The 26,942-nt window shown below is 57.5% G+C and carries 19 protein-coding genes; 16 read left to right on the top strand and 3 right to left on the bottom strand.

Going from position 1 to position 26,942, the window contains the following annotated elements:
• Positions 1–34 precede the first annotated feature (34 nt).
• Together CQ009_RS13655 and CQ009_RS13650 are read left to right on the top strand one after the other, a co-directional pair.
• Positions 35–1,657: an McrB family protein gene (locus tag CQ009_RS13655; RefSeq protein ID WP_105706875.1), complete on the top strand. Its 1,623-nt coding sequence runs from the start codon at positions 35–37 to the stop codon at positions 1,655–1,657.
• On the top strand, positions 1,654–2,982 hold the full coding sequence (locus CQ009_RS13650) for an McrC family protein (RefSeq protein ID WP_105706872.1): 1,329 nt from the start codon (positions 1,654–1,656) through the stop codon (positions 2,980–2,982). The genes CQ009_RS13655 and CQ009_RS13650 overlap by 4 nt, the downstream gene beginning before the upstream one ends.
• Positions 2,983–3,065: 83 nt before the next feature.
• Here CQ009_RS13650 and CQ009_RS13645 read toward each other — a convergent pair whose 3' ends face one another.
• Both CQ009_RS13645 and CQ009_RS13640 read right to left on the bottom strand, forming a co-directional pair.
• Complete coding sequence (locus CQ009_RS13645) at positions 3,066–4,316, bottom strand: ribonucleotide-diphosphate reductase subunit beta (protein ID WP_064119947.1); 1,251 nt, start codon at positions 4,314–4,316, stop codon at positions 3,066–3,068.
• A 544-nt stretch (positions 4,317–4,860) separates the two neighbouring features.
• Positions 4,861–5,121 carry a DUF2790 domain-containing protein gene (locus CQ009_RS13640; RefSeq protein ID WP_008084846.1) on the bottom strand — a complete coding sequence of 87 codons (261 nt, stop codon included), beginning with the start codon at positions 5,119–5,121 and terminating at the stop codon, positions 4,861–4,863.
• A 418-nt stretch (positions 5,122–5,539) separates the two neighbouring features.
• Between CQ009_RS13640 and acs the strand changes: the two genes are divergently transcribed.
• The 7 genes from acs (at position 5,540) to argR (ending at position 13,630) form a co-directional block, all read left to right on the top strand.
• Positions 5,540–7,495, top strand: a complete 1,956-nt coding sequence (gene acs / locus CQ009_RS13635) for an acetate--CoA ligase (RefSeq protein ID WP_034153332.1) — start codon at positions 5,540–5,542, stop codon at positions 7,493–7,495.
• A 727-nt stretch (positions 7,496–8,222) separates the two neighbouring features.
• Positions 8,223–8,996 carry an ABC transporter substrate-binding protein gene (locus CQ009_RS13630; RefSeq protein WP_105706870.1) on the top strand — a complete coding sequence of 258 codons (774 nt, stop codon included), beginning with the start codon at positions 8,223–8,225 and terminating at the stop codon, positions 8,994–8,996.
• Positions 8,997–9,087: 91 nt separating this feature from the next.
• Positions 9,088–9,777, top strand: coding sequence for an ABC transporter permease (locus CQ009_RS13625; RefSeq protein ID WP_016773583.1), 690 nt, complete (start codon positions 9,088–9,090; stop codon positions 9,775–9,777).
• Positions 9,774–10,472: an ABC transporter permease gene (locus CQ009_RS13620; protein ID WP_105706868.1), complete on the top strand. Its 699-nt coding sequence runs from the start codon at positions 9,774–9,776 to the stop codon at positions 10,470–10,472. The genes CQ009_RS13625 and CQ009_RS13620 overlap by 4 nt, the downstream gene beginning before the upstream one ends.
• A gap of 1 nt (position 10,473) precedes the next feature.
• A complete protein-coding gene (locus tag CQ009_RS13615) occupies positions 10,474–11,586 on the top strand; it encodes a M14 family metallopeptidase (RefSeq protein WP_105706866.1) in 1,113 nt (370 codons plus the stop codon).
• A 27-nt stretch (positions 11,587–11,613) separates the two neighbouring features.
• Positions 11,614–12,378 (top strand): ABC transporter ATP-binding protein, encoded by a 765-nt coding sequence (locus CQ009_RS13610; protein WP_003227281.1) that lies wholly within the window; start codon positions 11,614–11,616, stop codon positions 12,376–12,378.
• 271 nt (positions 12,379–12,649) lie between these two features.
• A complete protein-coding gene (gene argR, locus CQ009_RS13605; protein ID WP_064387585.1) occupies positions 12,650–13,630 on the top strand; it encodes a transcriptional regulator ArgR in 981 nt (326 codons plus the stop codon).
• Positions 13,631–13,656: 26 nt separating this feature from the next.
• Here argR and CQ009_RS13600 read toward each other — a convergent pair whose 3' ends face one another.
• Positions 13,657–18,702: a dermonecrotic toxin domain-containing protein gene (locus tag CQ009_RS13600; protein WP_105706864.1), complete on the bottom strand. Its 5,046-nt coding sequence runs from the start codon at positions 18,700–18,702 to the stop codon at positions 13,657–13,659.
• A 308-nt stretch (positions 18,703–19,010) separates the two neighbouring features.
• On the opposite strand from CQ009_RS13600, the gene CQ009_RS13595 reads away from it, so the two are divergent.
• The 7 genes from CQ009_RS13595 (at position 19,011) to astE (ending at position 26,888) form a co-directional block, all read left to right on the top strand.
• Positions 19,011–20,231 (top strand): aspartate aminotransferase family protein, encoded by a 1,221-nt coding sequence (locus tag CQ009_RS13595; protein ID WP_064387583.1) that lies wholly within the window; start codon positions 19,011–19,013, stop codon positions 20,229–20,231.
• 213 nt (positions 20,232–20,444) lie between these two features.
• Positions 20,445–21,464 (top strand): arginine/ornithine succinyltransferase subunit alpha, encoded by a 1,020-nt coding sequence (gene aruF / locus CQ009_RS13590; protein ID WP_016983955.1) that lies wholly within the window; start codon positions 20,445–20,447, stop codon positions 21,462–21,464.
• Positions 21,465–21,515: 51 nt separating this feature from the next.
• The gene (gene astA / locus CQ009_RS13585) at positions 21,516–22,541 is read left to right on the top strand and encodes an arginine N-succinyltransferase (RefSeq protein WP_064387582.1); all 1,026 of its coding nucleotides are present in this window, start codon (positions 21,516–21,518) and stop codon (positions 22,539–22,541) included.
• Positions 22,538–24,007, top strand: coding sequence for a succinylglutamate-semialdehyde dehydrogenase (gene astD, locus CQ009_RS13580; protein WP_177430998.1), 1,470 nt, complete (start codon positions 22,538–22,540; stop codon positions 24,005–24,007). The genes astA and astD overlap by 4 nt, the downstream gene beginning before the upstream one ends.
• A gap of 163 nt (positions 24,008–24,170) precedes the next feature.
• Entirely contained in the window at positions 24,171–25,517 is a 1,347-nt protein-coding gene (gene astB, locus CQ009_RS13575) for an N-succinylarginine dihydrolase (protein ID WP_064387580.1), read from the top strand.
• Positions 25,518–25,574: 57 nt separating this feature from the next.
• Positions 25,575–25,865: a hypothetical protein gene (locus CQ009_RS13570; protein ID WP_016983958.1), complete on the top strand. Its 291-nt coding sequence runs from the start codon at positions 25,575–25,577 to the stop codon at positions 25,863–25,865.
• 12 nt (positions 25,866–25,877) lie between these two features.
• Positions 25,878–26,888, top strand: a complete 1,011-nt coding sequence (gene astE / locus CQ009_RS13565) for a succinylglutamate desuccinylase (protein ID WP_064387579.1) — start codon at positions 25,878–25,880, stop codon at positions 26,886–26,888.
• The last annotated feature ends 54 nt before the right edge of the window (positions 26,889–26,942 follow it).

Raw genomic sequence — 26,942 nt, 5'->3', positions numbered from 1 at the left:
CACACATTCTGCTAACAGCAAGGAAAGCGCTTCGATGACTTCGCCTGCACTCAACCAAATTTTGTTCGGCCCTCCGGGAACTGGCAAAACGTACGCGACCATCGAAGCCGCGCTGGAGATTCTGGATCCAAGTTTTCTTCAGTCCAATAGAGACGACCGCGCGACCCTCAAAAAACGTTTTGATGAGCTAGCCGCAGACGGTCACGTCGAGTTTGTCACTTTTCATCAGAGCTTTAGCTACGAGGACTTTGTTGAGGGACTTCGAGCAGTGAGTGGTGAAGATGGGCAACTTCGTTATGAAGTTGCTGACGGAGTGTTCAAAAACTTGTGCTCTGCTGCGAGTGCTGACTCCTCGCGGGATCCATCTTCCGCTGCAAAATTACTAGGCTTACCTTTTCGAGATTCCAACGCAGGCGGCGCACTGGGCCAATGCTTTTCGAAAGGTGAGTCATTTGGCAGAGGCTACGTTGTCGAAAGTTCCTCTAATGAATTGCTAAGCTTAATTAAACCCAATGGGAAACAGCTTCCAATCGGGATGAGTATTCTCAATACCTTGGCTGAATATGTGCGTGCCGGCAGATTGACAATTGCTGATATTAATATCAAATCGGTATTTGACAAGATTCCCGAGACGAAACTTGAACCATATCTCGTCAACGGCTACAACAATATACTCCCTTCTTTGGTCGAGCGTGTTTTGAGCAGGCCGCATAATGAAGTAAATTCTATCGAGATGGCTCAGCATAATAGTGCGCGAGTGTTGATTGTTGATGAAATAAATCGTGGAAATATTTCGCGGATTTTTGGTGAGCTAATTACGCTTATTGAGCCGTCCAAGCGTTTGGGGGCGGAAGAAAGTCTTGAGATTACGCTTCCTTATTCTAAAGAGAGATTCAGTGTTCCTGGTAATGTCTATCTAATAGGCACTATGAATACAACCGATCGTTCCTTGGCAGGTTTAGACATCGCTTTGCGCCGACGTTTTACATTCCGAGAAATGACGCCAAAACCAGAGTTATTGAAAAATATTGTGGTGGAAGGGATCAACGTAGGTCAGCTTCTGGACGTGATGAATCAGCGGGTCGAACTGCTTCTAGATCGAGATCATTGTTTGGGACATGCGTATTTCATGTCGCTAGAAAAAGACTCGACAGTGGAACGGCTGGGGCAGATCTTTCGCGAGCAGATCGTGCCGTTGTTGCAAGAGTATTTTTTCGAAGACTGGCAGCGTATTCAGTGGGTTCTCAATGATCATCGCAAGGCTTTTGAGAATTGTTTTATTCAACAGCCATCAATCAGTTCTAATTCTATTTTTGGCGATCAAGTTACACTGAATAGCAAGAATAACCATTGGAATATTAACGAGGATGCGTTTGCTCGTATTGAGTCTTTTTGGGGAATCATCGATCACCAATCGATACCTCCTAAAATCCAGGAAGGTATCGAAGCAGAAAATGACGATATTCTGGTTCGTCAATTGGAGAGCGGGTCGATCGAGGTTTTGAAATCTGGGAAGATCGTTAGTCCATCTAAGCCCATTCTGCGTGAGCTTGCTGCAGCGCATGGGTTAACAACGCACCATGCAAGTGGTCGTGAATTCAATACTCGGCATCTGGGTGTAGCCGTAATCGGAGCATTGAAAGGTGAGAGGGTGTGAAATCCGTCATCACTGTCCGTGAATACGCAAGGCTTACAACGGATGCAATTGCTGAACCCACGTTGGATCTCGCTCAAGTATCGGTATCTGCTTTTGACTGGCTGTGCGATTTGAATGCTAATTTGAGTCGCGCGGGTGCGTCACTGATTCAGCTGGAAAACCGTTGTTTACTGATGCTCGATAACTTTGTCGGTGTATTGGAAACGCCTTGCGGGACAGTTATCGAAATACTTCCAAAACATTTTGAGAGTGAAGACTGCATCATTCAGAGCAGAGCGTTGCTTCGTCGGATGATTCAGATATCATTGAAATTACCAACTCGGGAAGTCGGTGCGGCAGATCTACAGTATTTCGATGCGCCACTGAGTGAATGGATCATTAGCCAGTTTCTATTAGCTTTGGAACATTTAGTTAAACGAGGTTTGCGTTTTGACTATTTGCATGTGGAAGAGGAACAACGGTTCTTGCGTGGGCAGTTGGATTTTGTCAAACAAATGCGCCAGCCACCCGGCCGCAAACATCGATTCCAAATTCGACATGATATCTATTCACCTGATCGTCCGGAGAATCGATTGCTCAAATTTGCGTTAGATCAAGTTTGCAAAGTTACAAAGGATGCAGGTAGCTGGCGTCTGGCACAAGAGCTAAGAAATGCTTTGTTAGAAATCCCTGCAAGTTGCGACGCTCGGCAGGATTTCAAGAAATGGAGTGGAGAACGGTTGATGGCTCACTACGTTCCAGTAAAACCATGGTGTGAGCTGATTATTAATCAACATGTACCGTTGGCGGTTGCTGGAGAGTGGCATGGCATGAGCCTGTTATTTCCTATGGAAAAGCTGTTTGAACGCTATGTTGCTGCTAGCCTTTACGCTGATTTACTTCCAGATGCCCATCTTCAGTCTCAGGCCCAAAGCGAGTACATGTGCCAGCACAGGGGAAGGAGCTTCTTCAAACTAAAGCCAGATCTAATAGTTGGCTCTCAACAAAAAAAATGGGTGCTAGATACAAAATGGAAAAGGGTGGGCTCTTTTGCAGAAGGAAAAAACTACGGTTTGAAACAATCCGATTTTTACCAATTGTTTGCGTATGGTCATAAATACCTTGGGGGCGACGGAGAGTTGATGCTGGTCTATCCAAGGCGTTCAGCGTTTGATGTGCCGCTAGAAGTGTTTGAATTTGCTCCGCAACTTAAGCTTTGGGTGTTGCCGTTTGATATGGAGCGTGGCGTACTAGTTGGGGCTCCTGAGGGGTTTCCACTTCATTCGATGGTGCATTCTGAAAACTCAGAACATTCAAATCACGCATTACAAAAAACCACCCAATAAAAAGCCCCGATCAGATCGGGGCTTTTTGCTTTCTCGACTTGCCGACTCAAACCGCAATCGTCAAATCATGCCGAGCGAGACTATTAGTCCCAGCTCAACGCACCACCAGTTTGGTATTCGATCACGCGAGTCTCAAAGAAATTCTTCTCTTTCTTCAAGTCCATAATCTCGCTCATCCAAGGGAACGGGTTAGTCGTCCCTGGATATTCCTCTTTCAAACCAATCTGCGACAAACGACGGTTAGCGATGAACTTCAGATAGTCCTCCATCATCGCCGCGTTCATGCCCAGTACGCCGCGAGGCATGGTGTCACGCGCGTATTCGATCTCCAGCTGCGTACCCTGCAGAATCATCTGGGTCGCTTCTTCCTTCATTTCGGCATCCCACAGGTGCGGGTTTTCGATTTTGATCTGGTTGATCACGTCGATGCCGAAGTTCAGGTGCATGGATTCGTCGCGCAGGATGTATTGGAACTGCTCGGCGACGCCGGTCATTTTATTGCGGCGGCCCATGGAGAGGATTTGGGTGAAGCCGCAGTAGAAGAAGATGCCTTCCAGAACGCAGTAGTAGGCGATCAGGTTGCGCAGCAATTCTTTGTCGGTGTCCGGGGTGCCGGTTTCGAACTTCGGATCGGAGATCGAGCGGGTGTACTTCAGGCCCCAGGCTGCTTTTTTAGCGACCGATGGGATCTCGTGGTACATGTTGAAGATTTCGCCTTCATCCATGGCCAGCGATTCGATGCAGTACTGGTAGGCGTGGGTGTGGATCGCTTCTTCGAAAGCCTGGCGCAGGATGTACTGGCGGCATTCCGGGTTGGTGATCAGGCGGTACACCGCCAGTACCAGGTTGTTGGCAACCAGGGAGTCGGCGGTGGAGAAGAAGCCGAGGTTGCGCATGACGATGCGGCGCTCGTCGTCGGTCAGGCCTTCCGGGTCTTTCCAGAGGGCGATGTCGGCGGTCATGTTGACTTCTTGCGGCATCCAGTGGTTTGCGCAACCGTCCAGATACTTCTGCCAGGCCCAGTCGTACTTGAATGGCACGAGTTGGTTGAGGTCGGCGCGGCAGTTGATCATGCGCTTTTCGTCAACGGCGACACGGGCGGAGGCGCCTTCGAGTTCGGCGAGGCCTTCGGCGACGTCGAGGGAGTTCAGTGCAGCCTTGGCGCGGGCGACAGCGGCCGAGTCGTCGGCGGTCACGGCGCGGGCTTCGATCGCGGCGGCACCGCCAGCGTTGTCGAGGCGGTCCATGTTGGCTTCAGTAGCGTGGCCGGCGTTGGCGCCTTTCACTGCTGCTACTTCACTGTCTTCTTTGTCGAATTCGTCCCAGCTCAGCATGACGTGTCGTCTCCTGCGTGAGGGCCTGTCGCCCCGTGTGAAACCTGATTGGTTGGTTTTTCACACGGTCGTACAGACCGCGTTGGATGTCGTTTTTTGCAGCGATGCACGCAGGCAAATAAACAGAAATTTTGACGGGTTCCGAGAGCCTCTGATGGGCGCAATCAGCGTTGAACGCTGCTGCGGGGCTTCAGAATGGCTTTTGCTCCCTGTAAGGGAATATTGCTGACCCGTATGGGGCGGCATTATAGGGAAAAAAACACGGCTGTGCTGAGGCGAATCCGCGCATGGAGCGGTCGAGGAGGGTGGTTTTTCGACGAGAGTGAGGGTTTACAGGGCTTTGCCGGGGGAAGATTTTTTTTCGTAAAAATCTCGCCATTGTGAATTTGCTCAAAAAACGAACTAAAAACGGCGGTTTTCACTACATCTAGTGTTTTGCAAGCATTTCTGACGGTTTCAAACACAACTGAGCCCGACCGAAGCCGGGCTGGAATCGACCCTCAATGAAGCGCTGAGAGATCCAATTCGGTGCAGTCTGCAATCATTAATTGGTGCAGCCGTTGCCCATGACGCTGTAACGCAGGATGTGGCGCTGACCTTTGGAGTCGTCGTACTCCATTTTCGCTGGTACTACTTCGCAGACGTTCGGAATTTCACTCATCGATACAACGTTGGCGATGTCCAGGTGTGTGGAGTAAGTGTATTCCTCGATCACCGGTTGTTGCTGTGCGACATCAGTCGGGACCTCATCTGCCATGGCGGTTGCGCACAGACTGCTGAGGGCCAGAACCAATAAAGCTTTCATTTCAGATTTACCTTTTTGAGGTCGAGTGGGGTCACGCAACCTTTATGGGGTTGCGTGTGTAACTTCATCGTTTGCGGTTGTTACTTGAGAGCTGGATTAACGGCCTTCGTGGGGGCTGTATCGTTGTTAATCGCGTTTGCCTTGTTGGCGAGGTGAATTTTAGGGGGATGGGGCGGGGGTAAACAGAGCGGGTTTTGATAAACACCTTTGGCAGATTTGGTAACAATCGCCTGAAAGGTCAAAAGATCGCAGCCTTCGGCAGCTCCTACAGGGGGCGTGGCGCTTGGGGTTGGGGGATATGGCTCGGTATCGCCACGACTTGTAGGGGGTTGTTACTACCATCGTCGAATGGTTCTATGGCCCCCGCCCCGTTACAACAGGGTCATACAAAAACAACTATTACACCGAGGTAGGAAAGATGAGTGCGGCTTCTCTGTATCCCGTTCGTCCCGAGGTTCTGGCTAACACGCTGACTGACGAGGCGACCTACAAAGCCATGTACCAGCAGTCGGTCGTCAACCCTGACGGCTTCTGGCGCGAGCAAGCCCAGCGTCTCGACTGGATCAAACCTTTCACCACGGTGAAACAGACCTCGTTCGACGATCACCATGTCGACATCAAGTGGTTTGCCGACGGCACCCTGAACGTTTCCTACAACTGCCTCGACCGTCACCTGGCCGAGCGCGGCGATCAAGTCGCGATCATCTGGGAAGGCGACGACCCTTCCGAGAGCCGCAACATCACCTACCGCGAACTGCACGAACAAGTGTGCAAACTCGCCAACGCCCTGCGTGGTCAGGACGTACACCGCGGCGACGTGGTGACCATTTATATGCCGATGATTCCCGAAGCCGTGGTCGCCATGCTGGCCTGCACCCGGATCGGCGCGATTCACTCGGTGGTGTTCGGCGGTTTCTCGCCGGAAGCCCTGGCCGGTCGCATCATCGACTGCAAATCAAAAGTGGTGATCACCGCTGACGAAGGCATTCGTGCCGGCAAGAAAATTTCCCTCAAGGCCAACGTCGACGACGCGCTGACCAACCCGGAAACCAGCAGCATCCAGAAAGTCATCGTCTGCAAGCGCACCGGTGGCGACATCAAGTGGAACCAGCATCGCGACATCTGGTACGAAGACCTGATGAAAGTGGCGGGCACTGTCTGCGCGCCAAAAGAGATGGGCGCCGAAGAAGCGCTGTTCATCCTTTATACCTCCGGTTCGACCGGCAAGCCGAAGGGCGTGCAGCACACCACTGGCGGTTATCTGCTGTACGCGGCGATGACCCATGAGCGCGTGTTCGACTACCGTCCGGGCGAGGTTTACTGGTGCACCGCCGACGTCGGCTGGGTTACCGGCCACAGCTACATCGTCTACGGCCCGCTGGCCAACGGCGCGACCACGCTGCTGTTCGAAGGCGTGCCGAACTACCCGGACATCACCCGGGTGGCGAAGATCGTCGACAAGCACAAGGTCAACATCCTCTACACCGCACCGACCGCGATCCGCGCGATGATGGCCTCGGGTCAGGCTGCGGTTGAAGGCGCGGATGGCAGCAGTCTGCGTCTGCTCGGTTCCGTGGGTGAGCCAATCAACCCGGAAGCGTGGGATTGGTACTACAAGAATGTCGGCAAGTCGCGTTGCCCGATCGTTGATACCTGGTGGCAGACCGAAACCGGCGGCAACATGATGAGTCCGTTGCCGGGTGCGCACGCGCTGAAGCCGGGTTCGGCGGCACGTCCGTTCTTTGGTGTGGTGCCGGCGCTGGTCGACAACCTCGGTAACATCATCGAGGGCGAGGCTGAAGGCAATCTGGTGATTCTCGATTCGTGGCCAGGTCAGGCGCGCACGCTGTATGGCGATCACGATCGTTTCGTTGATACCTACTTCAAGACGTTCCGTGGCATGTATTTCACCGGTGACGGCGCGCGTCGTGATGCCGATGGTTATTACTGGATCACCGGGCGTGTCGATGACGTGCTCAACGTGTCCGGCCACCGTATGGGCACGGCCGAGATCGAAAGCGCGATGGTTGCGCATCCGAAAGTCGCTGAGGCAGCGGTGGTCGGGGTGCCACATGACATCAAGGGGCAGGGCATTTATGTCTATGTCACGTTGAAGAATGGCGAGGAGCCGACCGAGCAACTGCGTCTGGAGCTGAAGAACTGGGTGCGCAAGGAGATCGGGCCGATTGCTTCGCCGGACGTGATCCAGTGGGCGCCGGGGCTGCCGAAGACGCGTTCGGGCAAGATCATGCGCCGCATTCTGCGCAAGATTGCCACGGCGGAATACGATGGCTTGGGGGATATCTCGACGCTGGCGGATCCGGGTGTGGTGCAGCATTTGATTGATACGCACAAGACTATGAATGTTGCTTAAGTAGCAGGTCTGAGAAGAAGAAAGCCCCGTCCGGTTTTGCCGGGCGGGGCTTTTTTGTGTCTGGGGGTTTTGTGGTGGTTGGGCTGGCCTCTTCGCGAGCAGGCTCGCTCCCACAGTTTGACCGAGTACCTTCAGGCAAAATGCAGATCCCTGTGGGAGCGAGCCTGCTCGCGAAGGCAATTTGTCAGGCGCTGGTGTAGTCCGCTGTCGGAACGCAGACCCGACCAACCAATAATTATCGATCTCCCCCGTAAGGCATTTCCCACTGTTACCCGCCGCATTCCACGTAACCGAATGTGTAACCGCCCGCCCCGCGACGGGGCGTAGGGAAACGCATCGCCCCGTTTTAGAGCCTCAAAAGCCCCGCTGAAAAATAAGACCCAACGCTGCGCTTGCCGGATTAGAAGGGTTTGCGAATAATAGGCCCGCAATTTGCAGCATAGATCGGTTCACTGTCTTTCGCTCTTGCATGAAATTGCAGGGCTGTCAATGTGCCAAAGTCGCTTTCTCTGTGCATCTGTAATTAGTTGTCGCATTGAAGAAATATCGGCTTCGGGCCTGTCGTTAGAATGCCGATCACTCGCTCATCGTGGCTGACGTTGAAACCTGCGACGGTTTCAATGGGAAATTTCCCACCGATGCAGCAACCGATTTCCCGATTCACCCATTCGCATATTGGGCTGTCGCTCACTCTGCCGTTTTTGCCCTTTACCGATGGAGTCCCAAGATGAAGAAACTTGTGCTGCTTGGCGCCCTGGCACTGTCCGTGCTGTCGATGAATGCCTTCGCTGACGAAAAACCTCTGAAGATCGGTATCGAAGCGGCTTACCCTCCGTTCGCTTCGAAAGCGCCGGATGGCAGCATCGTCGGTTTCGACTACGACATCGGCAACGCTCTGTGTGAGCAGATGCAGGTCAAATGTGTGTGGGTCGAGCAAGAGTTCGACGGTCTGATCCCGGCACTGAAAGTGCGCAAGATCGACGCGATCCTGTCGTCCATGTCGATCACTGAAGATCGCAAGAAGTCGGTCGACTTCACCAACAAGTACTACAACACCCCGGCACGTCTGGTCATGAAGGCCGGTACTCAGGTCAGCGAAGGTCTGGCTGAGCTGAAGGGCAAGAACATCGGCGTGCAACGTGGCTCGATCCACGAGCGTTTCGCCCGCGAAGTCCTGGCGCCACTGGGTGCCGAGATCAAGCCATACGGCTCGCAGAACGAAATCTACCTGGACGTAGCTGCCGGTCGCCTCGACGGTACCGTGGCTGACGCTACCCTGTTGCAAGACGGCTTCCTCAACACCGACGCTGGCAAAGGCTTCGCGTTCGCAGGCCCGGCGTTCACCGACGTCAAATACTTCGGCGACGGCGTGGGCATCGCTGTGCGTAAGGGCGACGCCCTGAAAGACAAGATCAACACTGCCATCGCGGCCATCCGCGAAAACGGCAAATACAAGGCAATCCAGGACAAGTACTTCGCCTTCGATATCTACGGCAAGTAACACGTCTCTGCGACAAGTCCGAAATGGCGCAAGCAACAGGATCTCTGCGGTTTGCGCCATTTTTTCATCCCAACTTTCGAGGACCTGAATCATGTTGAAAGGCTACGGGGCTGTCATCCTCGATGGCGCATGGCTGACGCTTCAGCTCGCCTTGTCGTCCATGGCTCTGGCCATCGTTCTCGGGCTGATCGGTGTCGCGTTGCGCCTGTCGCCGGTGCGCTGGCTGGCCTGGCTGGGCGATCTGTATTCCACGGTGATCCGCGGGATTCCCGATCTGGTGCTGATCCTGCTGATCTTCTACGGCGGTCAGGACTTGCTCAACCGCGTGGCGCCGATGCTCGGCTATGACGATTACATCGACCTGAATCCATTGGCCGCCGGTATCGGCACCCTCGGTTTCATCTTCGGTGCGTACCTGTCGGAAACCTTCCGTGGCGCGTTCATGGCCATTCCGAAAGGTCAGGCCGAAGCGGGCATGGCGTACGGCATGAGCAGTTTTCAGGTGTTCTTCCGGGTGATGGTGCCGCAGATGATTCGCCTGGCGATTCCGGGCTTCACCAACAACTGGCTGGTATTGACCAAGGCCACCGCGCTGATTTCCGTGGTCGGTCTGCAAGACATGATGTTCAAGGCCAAGCAGGCGGCAGATGCCACCCGCGAGCCTTTCACCTTCTTCCTCGCTGTGGCGGCAATGTACCTGGTGATCACCAGTGTTTCGTTGCTGGCATTGCGTCACCTTGAGAAGCGCTACTCGGTAGGCGTAAGGGCGGCTGATCTATGATCTTCGACTACAACGTCATTTGGGAGGCCATGCCGCTGTACCTCGGCGGCCTGCTGACCACCCTCAAACTGCTCGCGCTGTCGCTGTTTTTCGGTCTGCTCGCGGCCCTGCCGCTGGGGCTGATGCGCGTCTCGAAGAACCCGGTCGTCAACGGTGCCGCGTGGCTTTACACCTACGTGATCCGTGGCACGCCGATGCTGGTGCAACTGTTCCTGATCTACTACGGTCTGGCGCAGTTCGAAGCGGTACGCGAAAGTATCTTCTGGCCGTGGCTGTCCAGCGCAACGTTCTGTGCGTGCCTGGCCTTTGCGGTCAACACCAGCGCCTACACCGCTGAAATCATCGCCGGCAGCCTCAAGGCCACGCCGAACGGTGAGATCGAAGCGGCCAAGGCCATGGGCATGTCGCGCTTCAAACTGTACAAGCGCATCCTGCTGCCGTCGGCCCTGCGCCGCGCACTGCCGCAGTACAGCAACGAAGTGATCATGATGTTGCAGACCACCAGTCTGGCTTCCATCGTGACCTTGATCGACATCACTGGCGCGGCGCGCACGGTCAACGCGCAGTTCTATCTGCCGTTCGAGGCGTACATCACCGCTGGCGTGTTCTACCTGTGCCTCACCTTCATTCTGGTCAAACTGTTCAAACTGGCCGAGCGTCGCTGGTTGAGCTACCTGGCCCCGCGGAAGCACTGATATGGAACGCATCGACCACGTATTGCCGTGGAGCCATCTGGGCAGCGAGCGCAAGATTTCCGTGTTCCGCTTCGGGCATGGCGAGCGCAAGGCCTACATTCAGGCCAGCCTCCACGCTGACGAATTGCCGGGCATGCGCACCGCCTGGGAACTGAAAAAGCGCCTCGGCGAACTCGAAGCCAAAGGCTTGCTCAATGGTGTCGTCGAGCTGGTGCCAGTCGCCAATCCGTTGGGGCTTGGGCAGTTGCTGCAAGGCAATCACCAGGGCCGTTTCGAGGCCGGTAGCGGCAAGAATTTCAATCGTGATTTCGTTGAGCTGAGCGCGCCGGTTGCGGCCGCTTTGGCTGAGAGCCTCGGTGATGATCCGCACGCCAATGTGCGCCTGATCCGTCAGGCCATGGCTGATCACCTGGCGGCATTGCCGGAAGCGAGCAGCCAGTTGCAAGGCATGCAGCGCGTGTTGCTCAGCCATGCCTGCACCGCCGATGTGGTGTTGGATTTGCACTGCGATGCTGAAGCCGCGCTGCACATGTACGCGTTGCCGCAGCATTGGCCGCAGTGGCGTTCGCTGGCGGCGCATCTGAATGTGAAGGTCGGATTGCTCGCGGAAGATTCCGGCGGCAGTTCATTTGACGAGGCTTGCTCGTTGCCGTGGCTGCGCCTGTCGCGGCAGTTCCCTGATGCGCAGATTCCACTGGCGTGTCTGGCGACGACCATTGAGCTGGGCGGTCAGGCCGACACCGGTCGCGCCGAAGCCTGTGCGTATGCTGAAGGCATTCTCGCGTTCCTCGCTGAGCAAGGTTTGATTACCGGCGAGTGGCCGAATCCGGCGCACGAAGCCTGTGAAGGCATGCCTTTCGAAGGTACCGAGTTGCTGTTCGCGCCGCATCCGGGCGTCGTGAGTTTTCTGCGCAAGCCCGGCGAATGGGTCGAGGCGGGCGACGAGATTTTTGAAGTGATTGATCCTCTGTCCGATCGGGTCAGCACGGTGTGTGCTGGTACCTCCGGGGTGCTGTTTGCCATTGAACGGCTGCGTTATGCCCAACCCGGTTTCTGGCTGGCCAAGGTGGCGGGGCGCGAAGCGCTGCGTCACGGGCGCTTGCTCAACGACTGACTGACTGTTTTTGTGAGAACCGACCGCATGTACAAACTTGAAGTCCAAGACCTGCATAAACGCTATGGCAGTCACGAAGTGCTCAAGGGCGTGTCCCTGAAAGCGGCAGCCGGCGATGTGATCAGCATCATCGGCTCCAGTGGCTCCGGCAAAAGTACTTTCCTGCGCTGCATCAACCTGCTCGAGCAGCCGCACGCGGGCAAGATTCTGCTCAACAACGAAGAGCTGAAACTGGTGGCGAACAAGGACGGTGCGCTGAAAGCCGCTGATCCGAAGCAGCTGCAACGCATGCGTTCGCGCCTGTCGATGGTGTTCCAGCATTTCAACCTGTGGTCGCACATGACTGCGCTGGAAAACATCATGGAAGCGCCGGTGCATGTGCTTGGCGTGTCCAAGGCCGAAGCCCGCGAGAAAGCCGAGCACTACCTGAACAAGGTCGGCGTGGCCCATCGTAAAGATGCGTTCCCGGGGCACATGTCCGGTGGTGAACAGCAGCGTGTGGCGATCGCCCGTGCGCTGGCGATGGAACCTGAGGTGATGCTGTTCGACGAGCCGACTTCGGCCCTCGACCCAGAGCTGGTGGGCGACGTGCTGAAAGTCATGCAGGCGCTGGCTCAGGAAGGTCGCACCATGGTCGTGGTGACGCACGAAATGGGCTTTGCCCGTGAAGTGTCGAATCAACTGGTGTTCCTGCACAAAGGTGTGGTTGAAGAGAGCGGCAACCCGCGCGAAGTGCTGGTCAATCCGCAATCAGAACGTTTGCAGCAATTCCTCTCGGGCAGTCTCAAGTAATTCAGGGCTGCCGGTATGCACCGGAATAGTGCATGCTTCGCAACCTGAAGGCTGGCTCCATTCCACTGTAGGAGCTGCCGAAGGCTGCGATCTTTTGATCTGTTTTTGAGGATCAAAAGATCGCAGCCTCGTTTTACTCGTCAGCTCCTACATTGGGATAAGTATTCCAGTCCCGATGGTGGATCTGCGTCAGGCTCAAGATTTGTGTTCATTTTCGGGCTAGCATTGGCCCTTGCCTTCATCACTGTTCTTCGCTTCGGATTGCCCGCCCATGACTGCCCATCGAATTGGTTTCCTGATTTGGCCCAGCACTAAAGCGTTGACGCTGGCGCTGGCGGAGGAGGCCTTGCGTGTTGCTCAGCGTGTGCATCCGGACGTGGTCTACGAATTGTCCTTCCTGCAGGCCGAGCCGCCGGCCGAAGGTGCCTGGCAATTGCCCGGTGAAGCGTGGACCGGCAAGCTCGAAAATTTCCAGAAACTGTTCCTGCTCGCTGACGAGCCGCCGACCACGCTGGCGCCGGCACTCAGCAGCGCACTCAAGCAACTGGTGCGTGCCGGTTGCGTGATCGGCGGTCTGTCCGCTGGTGTGTACCCGTTGGCCCAACTCGGCTTGCTCGACGGCTATCGCGCTGCCGTGCACTGGCGCTGGCAGGACGATTTCGCCGAGCGTTTCCCCAAAGTCATCGCCACCAGTCATCTGTTCGACTGGGATCGCGATCGCCTGACCGCGTGCGGCGGCATGTCCGTCCTCGATCTGTTGCTGGCGGTGCTGGCCCGCGATCACGGTGCGGAACTGGCCGGCGCAGTGTCGGAAGAACTGGTGGTCGAGCGCATCCGCGAAGGTGGCGAGCGCCAGCGTATCCCGTTGCAGAATCGTCTCGGCTCTAGCCATCCGAAGCTCACCCAGGCGGTATTGCTGATGGAAGCCAACATCGAAGAACCGCTGACCACCGACGAAATCGCCCAGCACGTGTGCGTGTCCCGTCGTCAGTTGGAGCGGATCTTCAAGCAATACCTCAACCGTGTGCCGAGCCAGTACTACCTGGAATTGCGCCTGAACAAGGCCCGGCAGATGTTGATGCAAACCAGCAAGTCGATCATCCAGATCGGCCTCTCGTGTGGCTTCTCTTCGGGGCCGCACTTCTCCAGCGCCTATCGCAACTTCTTCGGCGCCACGCCGCGGGAAGATCGCAACCAGCGGCGCAGCAGCAGCCCGTTCGAATTGTCGTCGGTACCGCCAGAGCGCGGTTGACAGGCCTTGCTCGGCGAGCAGGTTGATCACTCGTCGATCTCGGAATCTTCCGACGTCGACACTTCGAGTTCTGCCCGGTTGATGACCACCTCCACCCCAAAGTCCACACGATAGTTCCGGAAGTAAGCGAGCAGGCGCTGCACGCTCGCTTCGGAGAATGGGTTGTTGCGCAGATTGATCTTCTCGCCGCGTTCCGCTGGCAGTTCGAGGATGTCACTGGGGACGTCAGTGATTGCGTTGTCGTTCAGTGCCGCCAGGTCCAATTGCTCAAGCTGCAGCAGGCCCGATGGCAGCGTGGTGATCCCGGTGTTGTCGAGCAGCAGTCGGGTCATTTCCGTCATCTGACTGACGTCCGGTGCTTCGCCCAAGGGGTTGTCGCTCAGGTCGAGATGTTCCAGCCGATGCATCTGCGCAAGCTCGACAACGGCCTGTGGCGTGAGCGTGATGTGGCACTCCGAGAGCGACAGATGAGTCAGATCGGCCATTCGAAATACCGCGTCGGGGATCTGCTCGAGTTGGTACTGGCGAACTGTCAGGCCTTTTAGTTTGGGAAACGTCTGTAGAAATCTCTCGATGCCGGATGTCCGTCCCGGTCTGCTTGTCATGTAGAGATGTGATACATGGCTGAAGTCGGCGTCGAGTTCGGGCAGTTCGCCGTTGATGGTGGAGGTCAGGTTCAAGTCGTGGGTCGGTTCGTTGTCCTGATCGAAGTCATCTTCATCCAGCTCGCGTCGCCAGCTCTGTTCCAGAAGGCTTTTGAATTCATGTCGCGACGCGTGCTCGCTCAGCACTTCTTCAAGCGTGAAGGGTTCACCACTGATCGGGTGGAGTGCAGGCAGGTCGGTTACCCAAGTCGCGAGTCCGGAGCTCAAGCTGCTGAATTCGTTCTCAAGGCGCGCAATTTCGTTTCGTCCTTCGGCCAGCGTCCCGGGCAACAGGTAAAAGAACTCGCTGGCCTGCTCCTGATCCAGGTGCGTGTACAAAGCTTGCACGCGTTGCAGGTCGGCCGGTTCGGCCAAAACGCCCAAGTCCTGCCGTGTTTCGTTGAAGCGACGTTTGATTCGTTCGCGGTCGGTCACACTGATCGGATTGCCGCCAAGATCGAAGCCGTCCGACGTACTGTCGGGCAGTTCGAAGAGCGCTGCGGGCAGCGCGTGAATCTGGTTGTCATTGAGCAAGGCGGTTTGCAATTTTGGGCGGCTCAGCAGGCCGCTGGGCAGTTCGGAAATGCCGGTTTCCGAGACGTCGATGTAATTCAGTCCGGGCATCCGTTCTACATTGGGTGTGAGTCCGAGCGGGTTCCGGAACAGGTCGATAGTTGTCAACTTCGTCAGTTTGCTCAGGCTTTCCAGGCTTTGCGGTGTAAGAGTTATGCCGCAATCGGAGAGGATGAGTTCTTGCAGCTGAGGCGACTGATTGATTGCCTCCGGCAGGTTGCCGAGGCGAAAGCCGCGCAGGGCCAGTCGATGCAGATCCGTAAAGCAGCGGAGGAATTGATGCAGGCCTTGAGTGTTCTCGGCGCCCTCCATGGTCAGGTGGTCGACATGGCTGAAGTTGACTTCGAGCGCCGGCAGTTCGCCGATGATCGGTTGAGCCAGGCGCAAATCGATCATGTGCTCGGAGTCCATCGGCAGCGAGACTTGCTGTTTCCAGCAATCCAGTAAGTCGACCCGCATCTGCCGGCGCCGAATTCGCTGAATGGCATATTGCTCGGTAGTGAGTGGGGCGCCGGTTTCGGGGTGGACAACAGGGATCGCATTCACCCAGGGATTCAGAACCTCGTCGAGCCGACCTCGTTCGATAAACAATCGGTTCAATTCCCCACGTGGCCCGCTTGGATGACGTTGCAAGCGCTCGACAAAAGCCTCCAGTTCTTCGGGCAACAGATGCGGCAGCAGCCGGTGAGCATGGGATTGCAAAGTCGGAGTGTTGGTGGGCATGCGTCGGAAACCGGTAGTGCCGCCGAGCAGGCGCATAACGCTTGGGTCGTAGGCGGGTTTGCGGTTCGGGTTTTGCGAGAGCAGGGTCAGCAGTTCGTCTCGGTTCAGGGAGTGTTGGCGAATCAGCAGATTGAGTTTTTCACTTTCGCCGATGCCAACGTTCAGTGCCAGCCGCTCGGCATCAGGCAAGGCTTGCAGCAGATTGAAAAGCAGGGGGCCGGGAGCACTAAGCTGTTCACCAGCATCGTCAAAGGGTTGGTATTGTCCCTGTTCGGTCAGCACCAACACTTTGCGAGTGGTGGCGTCCAGCGGGCCAATGCTGTCGATCAGGGGGCCGGAGTGTGCGTAGTGTCTGACTTCCAGGCGCAATGATTGCGACCAGCCTGGCAGCCTCGGCAGCGAGTGCATTATCAGTCGATCAGTATCCAGATTGTCCTGCGTGGCTTTTAGCTCCAGCCCCTCCAAAGCACGCGTCGCACGCACCTGCAGGCCGATCTCGCGGGTAAGCTCGGCGAGCCGGCGGGGCAGTACTGTGTGCTGGAGCTGTTCGCGTTCGAAATCGCTAGTCGTTTCAAGAATGGATTGCGCGAGGGTCTTTGGCAGCCCCGGTTCGGCATCCATCAGCACCTGAACCAAGGGGGCGGCGTTGCGTTGCAGGCTGCGATATTTATCCTCGAACAGGCTTTGCCTTTTGCGGTGCGCCAGTTCAGCAATCCGTCGGCGCAAAGTCCGGGTGCGGCTCTCAAGCGTCGGCGGCGAGGTATGGGGTTTTTCGCCCAGTAACGTTTTTGCATCGACTTCCGACAAGCGCAGCAGACAGGTCTTGAGCAGATTACCGGCGTCGAGTCTTGAGGCATCAATCTGTAGAAGCGGGACGTCCACCGTGGGTGTTTGCCAAAGTACCTTTCCTTTGCGACCAACCAGGCGCACACCTTTGTCGGCAGGCCAGTCGCCGCTCTCATGTAGCAGTTTCAGTTGGATGACCGGATCGGCCTGGAGGTAATCTTCGGCGCGTTCGCTACCGATCTGCTCGATGAATGTCTGAATGTCCGCGTCCAGATGCCAGCGCAGCAAGGTGTCGGCCAGCAGAGGCGGCATCTGCCCAAGTTCGACGTGCATTTTGCGCAAGGCATTTTCCTCGCAGCCACTGATGTCCAGCAGGCGCTCCTGCAGACTGAGCGGCAGTTGGCGCATGTGCGGATCGCTGCGGCTCAGCAGCGTCTTTCGTTCCCAGTCCAGCGGCTGATCGAGTTCGGTTTGCCAGACTCCGGCCTGGTTGTGCTTGAGTTCGGGTTTATAGGCTTCGGGGCGAACGGGGTGGTCGATGCGGTATTGCGCTGACGGGCTGTCCTGGCTGACCGCGTAAAGTTTGTCTTCCAGAGCCAGCAGGGTTTTACCTTGATGAGCATGCAAGCCCAGCGCATCGGGTTTTGCATCTTTGGGCAGGGAGGTGGTCTGCTCGTAAAGGTGCAGGTCGGGTTGCCAGTACCGTGAGGTGCCATTCGGCAGTTTTGCCGGGGTGAGCCGGTCAATGAACGCAATCACTGATTCCGGCAGTAGCGCGCGAAACTGGCTTGCCGCGATGACTCCGCCTGCTGCGAAAGCACCGACCTGGACGACGGATTCCACAGCGTCCATGAAGTGTTCGAATGCCTCGCGGGACGCGCCTTGCGCCCAATCGACGATGCCTTCAAAGGTTTCGTCGAGCAGTTGATAGGCGGTATACGCCAACATCAGCTCGCCGAGAAATGGCACGAATGGCAACGCGATGAAGGCGACAATGTTGAGCAGGGACGCAGCCACTTCGCTGAACGAATCCCAGAGCGCCCAGCGAGCCTGACAGTCGACCGCTGCCGTGGAGACGGAGACAACCCGTGCATCGTTGAGAATTTTGTCGAGTTTTCGTTGGTAGAGATAAACCCACAAGTCGCCTTTGATCGTTGTTGCGGCCATTTGCAGAGGCGCGGGTTCGACTGGATTCTCGCGCCAGGTGGGGCGCGGATCACCGTTGGAAACCGGTTGCCAGGTGATCGGCAGAAGGCGATTGTTCAACTGGCCGAAGAAATGCCCACGATCCTCATGATTGATGAACCGACTGAAAAAAGATTGATAGTCCTGATCTCGCAGGCGTTGTGTCAGGTGCCGGGCAAACTCGCCGGTGCTGGGGTATTCCCTGATCGGATGCTCCGGGTCATCCGGAATGTAGGCCACCACTCTTGATGTCGTGTCCGCACTCTCGAGGTTGGGAGCGAACAGCACGATACCGGTCAGTCGGGCGTTCATGATTGTCAGCGCATGACATTGCCAGGACTGGCGATTCAGGCGCAGATACTTCAAGCCATCGAGCAAGCCGAGAATCAGCCGGTGGATATCGCCGCTCAGCAGTTTTTGCATGTAGGCCATTTGCAGCGCCGTTATCAGGGCCGCTTTGTCACTGGCTTTGACATTGGTTTGCAGGATCGCTGCGACTACGGGATTGCTGATGCCGAGATTGTCTTCCAGATAAATTTTGTAGCGCTGGCCAATGTCCAGATCACGGCACAGTTTCGTAAAGGCCGGGATAGGCATTTTTTCGCGAATCTTTGGCAACGCGCTGAACTGTCCCTCGGGTGTAGGGCGGCTGATATAGGCGGAGGTGGTTTCGAAGGCGTCGTCCGTGGTTTCGCGGCTTTCAAAGTTATGCAGTGCGGCGTCCACCAAGGCGACCGTCCAGGTGCGCGCGGCGCCCGACTTGAGCCCAGGCAACGGCGCATGCGCAGGGATGTAAAGGCGCATGAAGATTTGCCTGACATCGAGGTTCAGCCCGAAATGTTTTTCTATCTCGACACCCAGCAATAGTTCGGCGAAGGACCGGGCATCCAGCAGGCGTGCGAGGTTTTGCTCGACGCGGTTTTGCGCAGCCCACTGCAATGCATTGAGCGCGCGCAATTTCTCGTGCTCTTTGCGTGGTGCTTGCAGGAGCGGGGCGGAAAGTTGTGGCGTGGTTTTTTTCAGCGCGTCGCGCCTGTGGGTCGGCGCCTGGCTGAGCCACGGCGCAATGGCATCGAGCAGAGGTTGATAGTGCCTGTCGGGCTTGGGCAGCAACGCTGAGTCGGATGGCGATGCGTGGAGGGCTGGATTTTCATCAGTCATAAGAGCGGCCGTTTGCCTTGGAAAGTTCCATAGCAAACCCTGGGAAACGCATCGATGTGCGGTACATATATACCGCACAACGAAAAACACTCTTGAGTAAGATCTCCAGCAGTCCTGCGCAAACGGCGGCGTGCAGTTTAAACTGCGCCTTTGCGACGCTATATGTCGCATTGCCGTAAACCCGGGAAAATCCGGGGTTTGCGCTATAAGAAGTTGTCGCTTGGCGGCAAGGCCGGGCTGAAAACTGTCCTTACAATCCTCACCAAGCTCGCCAGTTTCAGGCGAGTGCTTCTCATCAGGAGACTCCGATGTCCGTTGAGCACGCTGCGGTACAACGCGCCGATTTCGACCAGGTAATGGTTCCCAACTACGCGCCTGCCGCTTTCATTCCGGTGCGTGGCGCCGGTTCCCGCGTCTGGGATCAGGCCGGCCGCGAGCTGATCGACTTCGCCGGCGGGATTGCCGTTAACGTATTGGGCCACGCGCATCCGGCGCTGGTCGGTGCACTGACCGAGCAAGCGAACAAGTTGTGGCACGTATCCAACGTGTTCACCAACGAGCCGGCCCTGCGTCTGGCGCACAAACTGATCGACGCCACGTTCGCCGAGCGCGTGTTCTTCTGCAACTCCGGCGCTGAAGCCAACGAGGCCGCGTTCAAGCTGGCCCGTCGTGTTGCATTCGACCGTTTCGGCACTGAGAAGTACGAAATCATCGCCGCGCTGAACAGCTTCCACGGCCGTACCCTGTTCACCGTCAACGTCGGTGGCCAGTCGAAGTATTCCGACGGTTTCGGCCCGAAAATCACCGGCATCACCCACGTCCCTTACAACGACCTGGCAGCGCTGAAAGCCGCCGTTTCCGAGAAGACCTGCGCGGTCGTGCTGGAACCGATCCAGGGTGAGGGCGGCGTGCTGCCGGCCGAGCTGGCTTACCTGCAAGGTGCCCGCGAACTCTGCGACGCGAACAACGCGCTGCTGGTGTTCGACGAAGTGCAAACCGGCATGGGCCGCAGCGGCAAGCTGTTTGCCTATCAGCATTACGGCGTGACCCCGGACATCCTCACCAGCGCCAAGAGCCTGGGCGGCGGTTTCCCGATCGCGGCGATGCTGACCACCGAAGCGCTGGCCAAACATCTGGTCGTCGGTACCCACGGCACCACTTACGGCGGCAACCCGCTGGCGTGCGCGGTCGCTGAAGCGGTGATCGACGTAATCAACACGCCAGAAGTGCTGAACGGTGTGAACGCCAAGCACGACAAGTTCAAGGCGCGCCTTGAGCAGATCGGCGAGAAGTACGGCCTGTTCACTCAGGTGCGTGGCCTCGGTCTGCTGATCGGTTGCGTGCTGAACGATGCCTGGAAAGGCAAAGCCAAAGACATCTTCAACGCCGCTGAAAAAGAAGGCTTGATGATTCTGCAAGCCGGTCCGGACGTGATCCGTTTCGCCCCGAGCCTGGTGGTGGAAGACGCCGATATCGATGCTGGCCTGGATCGTTTCGAGCGCGCTGCCGCAGCACTGACGCAAGCCTGATAGACCCTTCGACGCCTGGAGTTTTTCAGGCGTCGATCAAAATTTTATGCCGGACCAGATCAACTGTAGGAGTGAGCCTGCTCGCGATTGCGGTATGTCAGTCGACTCATTGGTTTCTGACAGACCGCAATCGCGAGCAGGCTCACTCCTACATTGATCTCCATGTAGGCCCGGTTATTTCTTCTGTAAGTTCTGAGATTAAGGAGTGACACCATGCTGGTGATGCGCCCCGCGCAAATGGCTGATCTGGGCGAGGTACAGCGTCTGGCTGCGGACAGCCCGATTGGTGTCACTTCCTTGCCGGATGACGTGGAACGTCTGAGCGACAAGATCGCCGCGAGCGAAGCCTCGTTTGCTGCCGAAGTGAGCTTCAACGGCGAAGAGAGTTATTTCTTCGTCCTCGAAGATTCCGCGACTGGCAAGCTGGTCGGCTGCTCGGCGATTGTTGCTTCGGCCGGTTACTCGGAGCCGTTCTACAGCTTCCGCAACGAGACCTTCGTCCACGCCTCGCGCGAGCTGAAGATCCACAACAAGATTCACGTGCTCTCGCAGTGCCACGACCTGACCGGCAACAGCTTGCTCACCAGTTTCTACGTGCAGCGCGAGCTGGTCGGTTCGCCGTGGTCGGAACTCAACTCCCGTGGCCGACTGCTGTTCGTCGCCAGTCACCCGGAGCGTTTCGCCGACTCGGTAGTGACCGAGATTGTCGGTTACAGCGATGAAAACGGCGACTCGCCATTCTGGGATGCGATCGGGCGCAACTTCTTTGACCTCAACTACGCCGAAGCCGAGCGCCTGTGCGGGCTGAAAAGCCGTACGTTCCTCGCCGAGCTGATGCCGCATTACCCGATCTACGTACCGCTGCTGCCGGATTCCGCCCAAGAGGCGATGGGCCAGGTGCACCCGCGTGCGCAGATCACCTTCGACATCCTGATGCGCGAAGGCTTCGAGACTGATCACTACATCGACATTTTCGACGGTGGCCCGACCCTGCATGCGCGCGTTTCGGGGATCCGTTCGATCGCCCAGAGCCGCGTGGTGCCGGTGAAGATCGGCGAGCCGGTGAAAGGTGCCGGGCGCCAGTATCTGGTGGCCAACGCGCAGTTGCAGGATTACCGCGCGGTGTTGCTGGAGCTGGATTACGCGCCGGGCAAACCGGTGACTCTGGATCTTGAAGCAGCCGAAGCCCTGGGCGTCGGTGAAGGTGCCAGCGTGCGCCTGGTGGCGGTTTAACGCCTTAGCGAGTTTCACGGGTGGCGAAGGCGGCCCGTTTGAGGAGATAGCATGATTGTTCGTCCCGTACGCAGCAGCGATTTAGCCGCTCTGATCGACCTGGCCCGCAGCACCGGTACCGGCCTGACCACCTTGCCGGCCAATGAAGAACGTCTGGCCCATCGGGTCGGCTGGGCCGAGAAGACCTTTCGCGGCGAAGCCGGTCGCGGTGATGCGGACTACCTGTTCGTGCTCGAGGACGACGACGGTCGCGTGGTGGGGATTTCCGCCATTGCCGGCGCTGTCGGCATGCGTGAGCCTTGGTACAACTTCCGTGTCGGCCTGACCGTCAGCGCTTCGCAAGAGCTGAACATCTATCGCGAGATTCCGACGCTGTTTCTGGCCAACGACCTGACTGGTAATTCCGAGCTGTGCTCGCTGTTCCTGCACGCCGATTACCGCAGCGGTCTCAACGGTCGCATGCTGTCGAAGGCGCGGATGCTGTTCATTGCTGAATTCCCGGAGCTGTTTGGCAACAAGATCATTGCCGAAATGCGCGGTGTCTCCGATGACGCCGGCCGTTCACCGTTCTGGGAAAGCCTCGGTCGGCACTTCTTCAAGATGGAGTTCAGCCAGGCTGATTACCTGACGGGTGTCGGCAACAAGGCTTTCATCGCTGAGCTGATGCCGAAATTCCCGTTGTACACCTGTTTCCTCTCGCCGGATGCGCGCACTGTGATCGGTCAGGTTCACCCCGATACCGAGCCGGCATTGTCGATGCTCAAGGGCGAAGGCTTCAGCTATCAGGGTTACGTCGACATTTTCGACGCAGGGCCTGCCATCGAATGCGAAACCGGCAAGATCCGCGCGGTGCGTGACAGTGAGGCGCTGGTGTTGGCCGTGGGCACGCCGGGCGATGACGCCACGCCGTTCATCATTCATAACCGCAAGCGCGAAGACTGCCGCATCACCGCTGCGCCGGCGCGTCTCGCTGCCGGCACGCTGGTGGTTGATCCGCAGACCGCCAAACGTCTTCAACTCAACGCGGGCGATCAAGTACGCGCCGTGGCGTTGTCCGCTGCACGGGAGTCGAAATAATGAATTCGCTATACATCGCAGGTGAGTGGCTGGCCGGTCAGGGCGAAGCTTTCCAATCGCTGAACCCGGTGACCCAGCAAGTGCTGTGGACGGGGGAGGGCGCCACGGCTGCTCAGGTTGAATCGGCTGTGCAGGCTGCGCGTCAGGCGTTCCCAGGCTGGGCACGTCGTACGCTGGACGAGCGCATCAGCGTGCTTGAGGCTTTCGCCGCGTCGCTGAAAAACCACGCTGACGAACTGGCTCGCACCATTGGTGAAGAGACCGGCAAACCGCTGTGGGAAGCCGCGACCGAAGTGACCAGCATGGTCAACAAGATCGCGATCTCGGTGCAAAGCTACCGCGAACGTACCGGCGAGAAGAGCGGCCCGTTGGGCGACGCCACTGCCGTGTTGCGCCACAAGCCGCACGGCGTGGTCGCGGTGTTCGGCCCTTACAACTTCCCCGGCCACTTGCCGAACGGTCACATCGTGCCGGCATTGCTGGCGGGTAACAGCGTGCTGTTCAAGCCAAGCGAACTGACCCCGAAAGTCGCCGAGCTGACGGTCAAGTGCTGGGTCGAAGCCGGTCTGCCGGCAGGTGTTCTGAACCTGCTGCAAGGCGCTCGCGAAACTGGCATCGCGCTGGCGGCGAACCCGGGTATCGACGGTCTGTTTTTCACCGGTTCGAGCCGCACCGGCAATCACCTGCACCAGCAGTTCGCCGGGCGTCCGGACAAAATCCTGGCGCTGGAAATGGGTGGTAACAACCCGCTGGTGGTTGATCAGGTCGCGGATCTGGATGCGGCGGTTTACACGATTATTCAGTCGGCGTTCATTTCTGCCGGTCAGCGTTGCACCTGCGCGCGTCGTCTGCTGGTGCCGCAAGGCGCGTGGGGCGACAGCCTGCTCAAGCGTCTGGTTGAAGTGAGTTCGACCATTGAGGTCGGCGCATTCGATCAACAACCTGCGCCGTTCATGGGTTCGGTAATTTCCCTTGGCGCCGCGAAAGCGCTGATGGACGCTCAAGAACATCTGTTGGCCAACGGCGCGGTGTCGCTGCTGGAAATGACCCAGCCGCAGGCACAAGCCGCATTGCTGACCCCGGGCATTATTGATGTGACCGAGGTTGCCGAGCGTCCGGACGAAGAATTGTTCGGCCCGTTGCTGCAAGTGATCCGCTACGTTGATTTTGAAGCAGCGATCGCTGAAGCGAATGACACTGCTTATGGTCTGGCCGCAGGTTTGTTGTCGGATTCCGAAGCGCGTTATCAGCAGTTCTGGCTGGAAAGCCGTGCCGGCATCGTCAACTGGAATAAACAACTGACCGGTGCTGCGAGCAGCGCGCCGTTTGGTGGTGTCGGTGCCTCGGGCAACCATCGCGCCAGCGCTTATTACGCGGCGGATTACTGCGCGTACCCGGTAGCGTCGCTGGAAACCCCGAGCCTGACTCTGCCAGCAGCCCTGACACCCGGCGTGAAGATGGTGTAACGGCCATCGCGAGCAGGCTCACTCCTACAGGATTTGGGTCGTACACAACATATGTGTTCACCACTAAACCTGTAGGAGTGAGCCTGCTCGCGATAGCCGCGACGCGGTCTGACTGAATTGTTACCTGAAGCCTATAACAACAGATTCTCGTGGAGCCTCGCTGATGAAATCCTATGAAGTCAATTTTGACGGTCTAGTGGGGCCGACCCATAACTACGGTGGTCTGTCCTACGGCAACGTTGCCTCCCAGAGCAACAGCCAGCAATCTTCGAATCCGAAGGAAGCGGCGCTACAAGGTCTGGCGAAGATGAAGGCGCTGATGGAAATGGGCTTTCAGCAAGGCGTGCTGGCGCCGCAGGAACGTCCGGATGTGGGCGCTCTGCGCCGTCTGGGTTTCAGCGGCACCGACGCACAAGTGATCGAGCGCGCTGCCAAGGAAGCCATGCCGCTACTGGTCGCCAGTTGCTCAGCGTCGAGCATGTGGGTGGCCAACGCCGCCACGGTCAGCCCGAGTGCCGACACTGCTGACGGCCGCGTGCATTTCACCGCCGCCAACCTCAATTGCAAATATCACCGCAGCATCGAGCACCCGACCACCAGTCGCGTGCTCGGCGCGATGTTTGCCAATCAGCAACACTTCGCCCATCACGCTGCTCTGCCGGCAGTGGCGCAATTTGGCGACGAAGGTGCGGCCAATCACACACGTTTCTGTCGTGAGTATGGCGAGGCGGGCGTCGAGTTCTTCGTGTTCGGTCGCAGTGCCTTCGACAACCGTTTCCCGGCGCCGCAAAAGTACCCGGCGCGCCAGACCCTCGAAGCGTCGCAAGCCGTTGCCCGTCTGCACGGCCTGCGTGACGAAGGTGTGGTCTACGCCCAGCAAAACCCGAACGTGATCGATCAGGGCGTGTTCCACAACGACGTGATCGCCGTGGGCAATGGCGAGGTGCTGTTCTATCACGAGGACGCCTTCCTCGACACCGACTCGATACTGGCCGAGCTGCAAAGCAAACTCGCCAAAGCCGGCGGCAACTTCCAGTCGGTGTGTGTGCCGCGTTCGGCGGTCACCGTCGATGACGCGGTGCGCTCGTACCTGTTCAACAGTCAGTTGCTGTCGCGCCCTGACGGTTCGATGTTGCTGATCGTGCCGCAAGAGTGCCAGGCCAACGAACGTGTCTGGACTTATCTGCAAGAGCTGACCAGTTCCGGAGGCCTGATCCGCGAAGTGAAGGTTTTCGACCTCAAGCAAAGCATGCAGAACGGCGGTGGCCCGGCGTGCCTGCGTCTTCGCGTCGCGCTTAACGAAACCGAACTGGCGGCGGTCAACCCAGGGGTTATCATGACGGCACCGTTGTACGGTTCGTTGACCGCATGGGTTGAAAAGCACTACCGCGACCGCCTGAGCGAAACCGATCTGGCGGACCCGCAATTGCTGCTTGAATGCCGGACGGCACTGGATGAACTGACGCAAATCCTTAAACTGGGCGCGGTTTATCCATTCCAGATCAATTGATGGCCGGCGCGTCGCCCGAACGCGGCGCGCGGCTTGTCTCACCAAGAGAGTAAAAACATGAGCGATTCCCTGCAGCTGATCCTTGAAGACACCGATGGCACGCAACTGCAAACCTCGTGCACCCGCGTCGCGGTCATGTGGCAAGGCAAAGAGCTGTGGATCCAGCAGGACGGCCGTGGCCAGTTGCTGATCGGCGTGGACGTTGAAGAAGGTGACGCCGAGTACGCCAACCTGCTGCTGCGCCCATTGGCGACTAATCTGGTAAGTCTGCAACTGGAAATGGAACCGGCTGACGTCGGCGACGATGAAGACCACGTGCACGGCCCGGATTGCAACCACGACCACTAAGGAAACCGCTCTATGCTCGCCCTCGGCAAACTGCTTGAACTGACCCTCGCCGGCCGCGAACCGGCGGAGAAGACTCAACTGACTGTCGAAGGCGTGCGTATGCGCTGGTTGAGCGAAGGTGCGCTGGAAGTCCGGCCACCGCAAGCGCGCGACAATGGCCTGGACCTGCTGCTTTCAGCGGGGATTCACGGCAACGAAACAGCGCCGATCGAGTTGCTCGATCGGCTGCTGCATGACATCGCTCGTGGCGATCTGAAGCCACGCGCACGCATTCTGTTCCTGTTCGGTAACCCGGAAGCGATTCGCAAAGGCGAGCGTTTTATCGAGCAGGACGTCAATCGGCTATTCAACGGCCGTCATGAACAAAGCAGTGGCTCGGAAGCGTTGCGAGCCTGTGAGCTGGAACGGCTGGCGGCGAGTTTTTTCAGCCTGCCGGATCGCCAGCGCCTGCACTACGACCTGCATACCGCCATTCGCGGTTCAAAGATCGAGCAGTTTGCCCTGTACCCGTGGAAGGACGGTCGTCAGCATTCGCGCCTTGAACTGGCACGTCTGCGTGCGGCAGGGATGGAAGCCGTACTGCTGCAGAACAAGCCGTCAATCGTATTCAGCTCCTACACCTACGACAAGCTCGGTGCCGAGGCTTTCACGCTGGAACTGGGCAAGGCGCGGCCATTCGGACAGAACGACGGAGTCAATGTCTCGCTGCTGGAAACCCGTCTGAAGCAGATCATCGAAGGCACTGAGCCGGAAATGGCTGAAGCGCAACTGGACGGTTTGCAGCTATTTAGTGTCGCGCGGGAAATCATCAAGCACAGCGATGCGTTCCGCTTGAACCTGCCGCAGGACATCGAGAACTTTTCAGAGTTGGAGGTGGGTTACGTCCTGGCTGAAGACTTGGCCAATACCCGCTGGATCATCGAAGAGCAGGGCGCACGGATCATCTTCCCTAATCCCAAGGTCAAGAACGGCTTGCGCGCGGGCATCCTGATCGTCCCGACCACCGACGAAAACCTCGCCTGACCCTACGCAAAACCCCTGTAGGAGTGAGCCTGCTCGCGATTGCAATGTATCAGT

The organism is Pseudomonas sp. MYb2, from assembly GCF_002979955.1.
In the GTDB taxonomy this organism is placed as follows: Bacteria; Pseudomonadota; Gammaproteobacteria; order Pseudomonadales; family Pseudomonadaceae; genus Aquipseudomonas.
The sequence above is the reverse complement of the archived record's forward strand: the minus strand, read 5'-3'. Positions and strand labels throughout refer to the sequence as shown.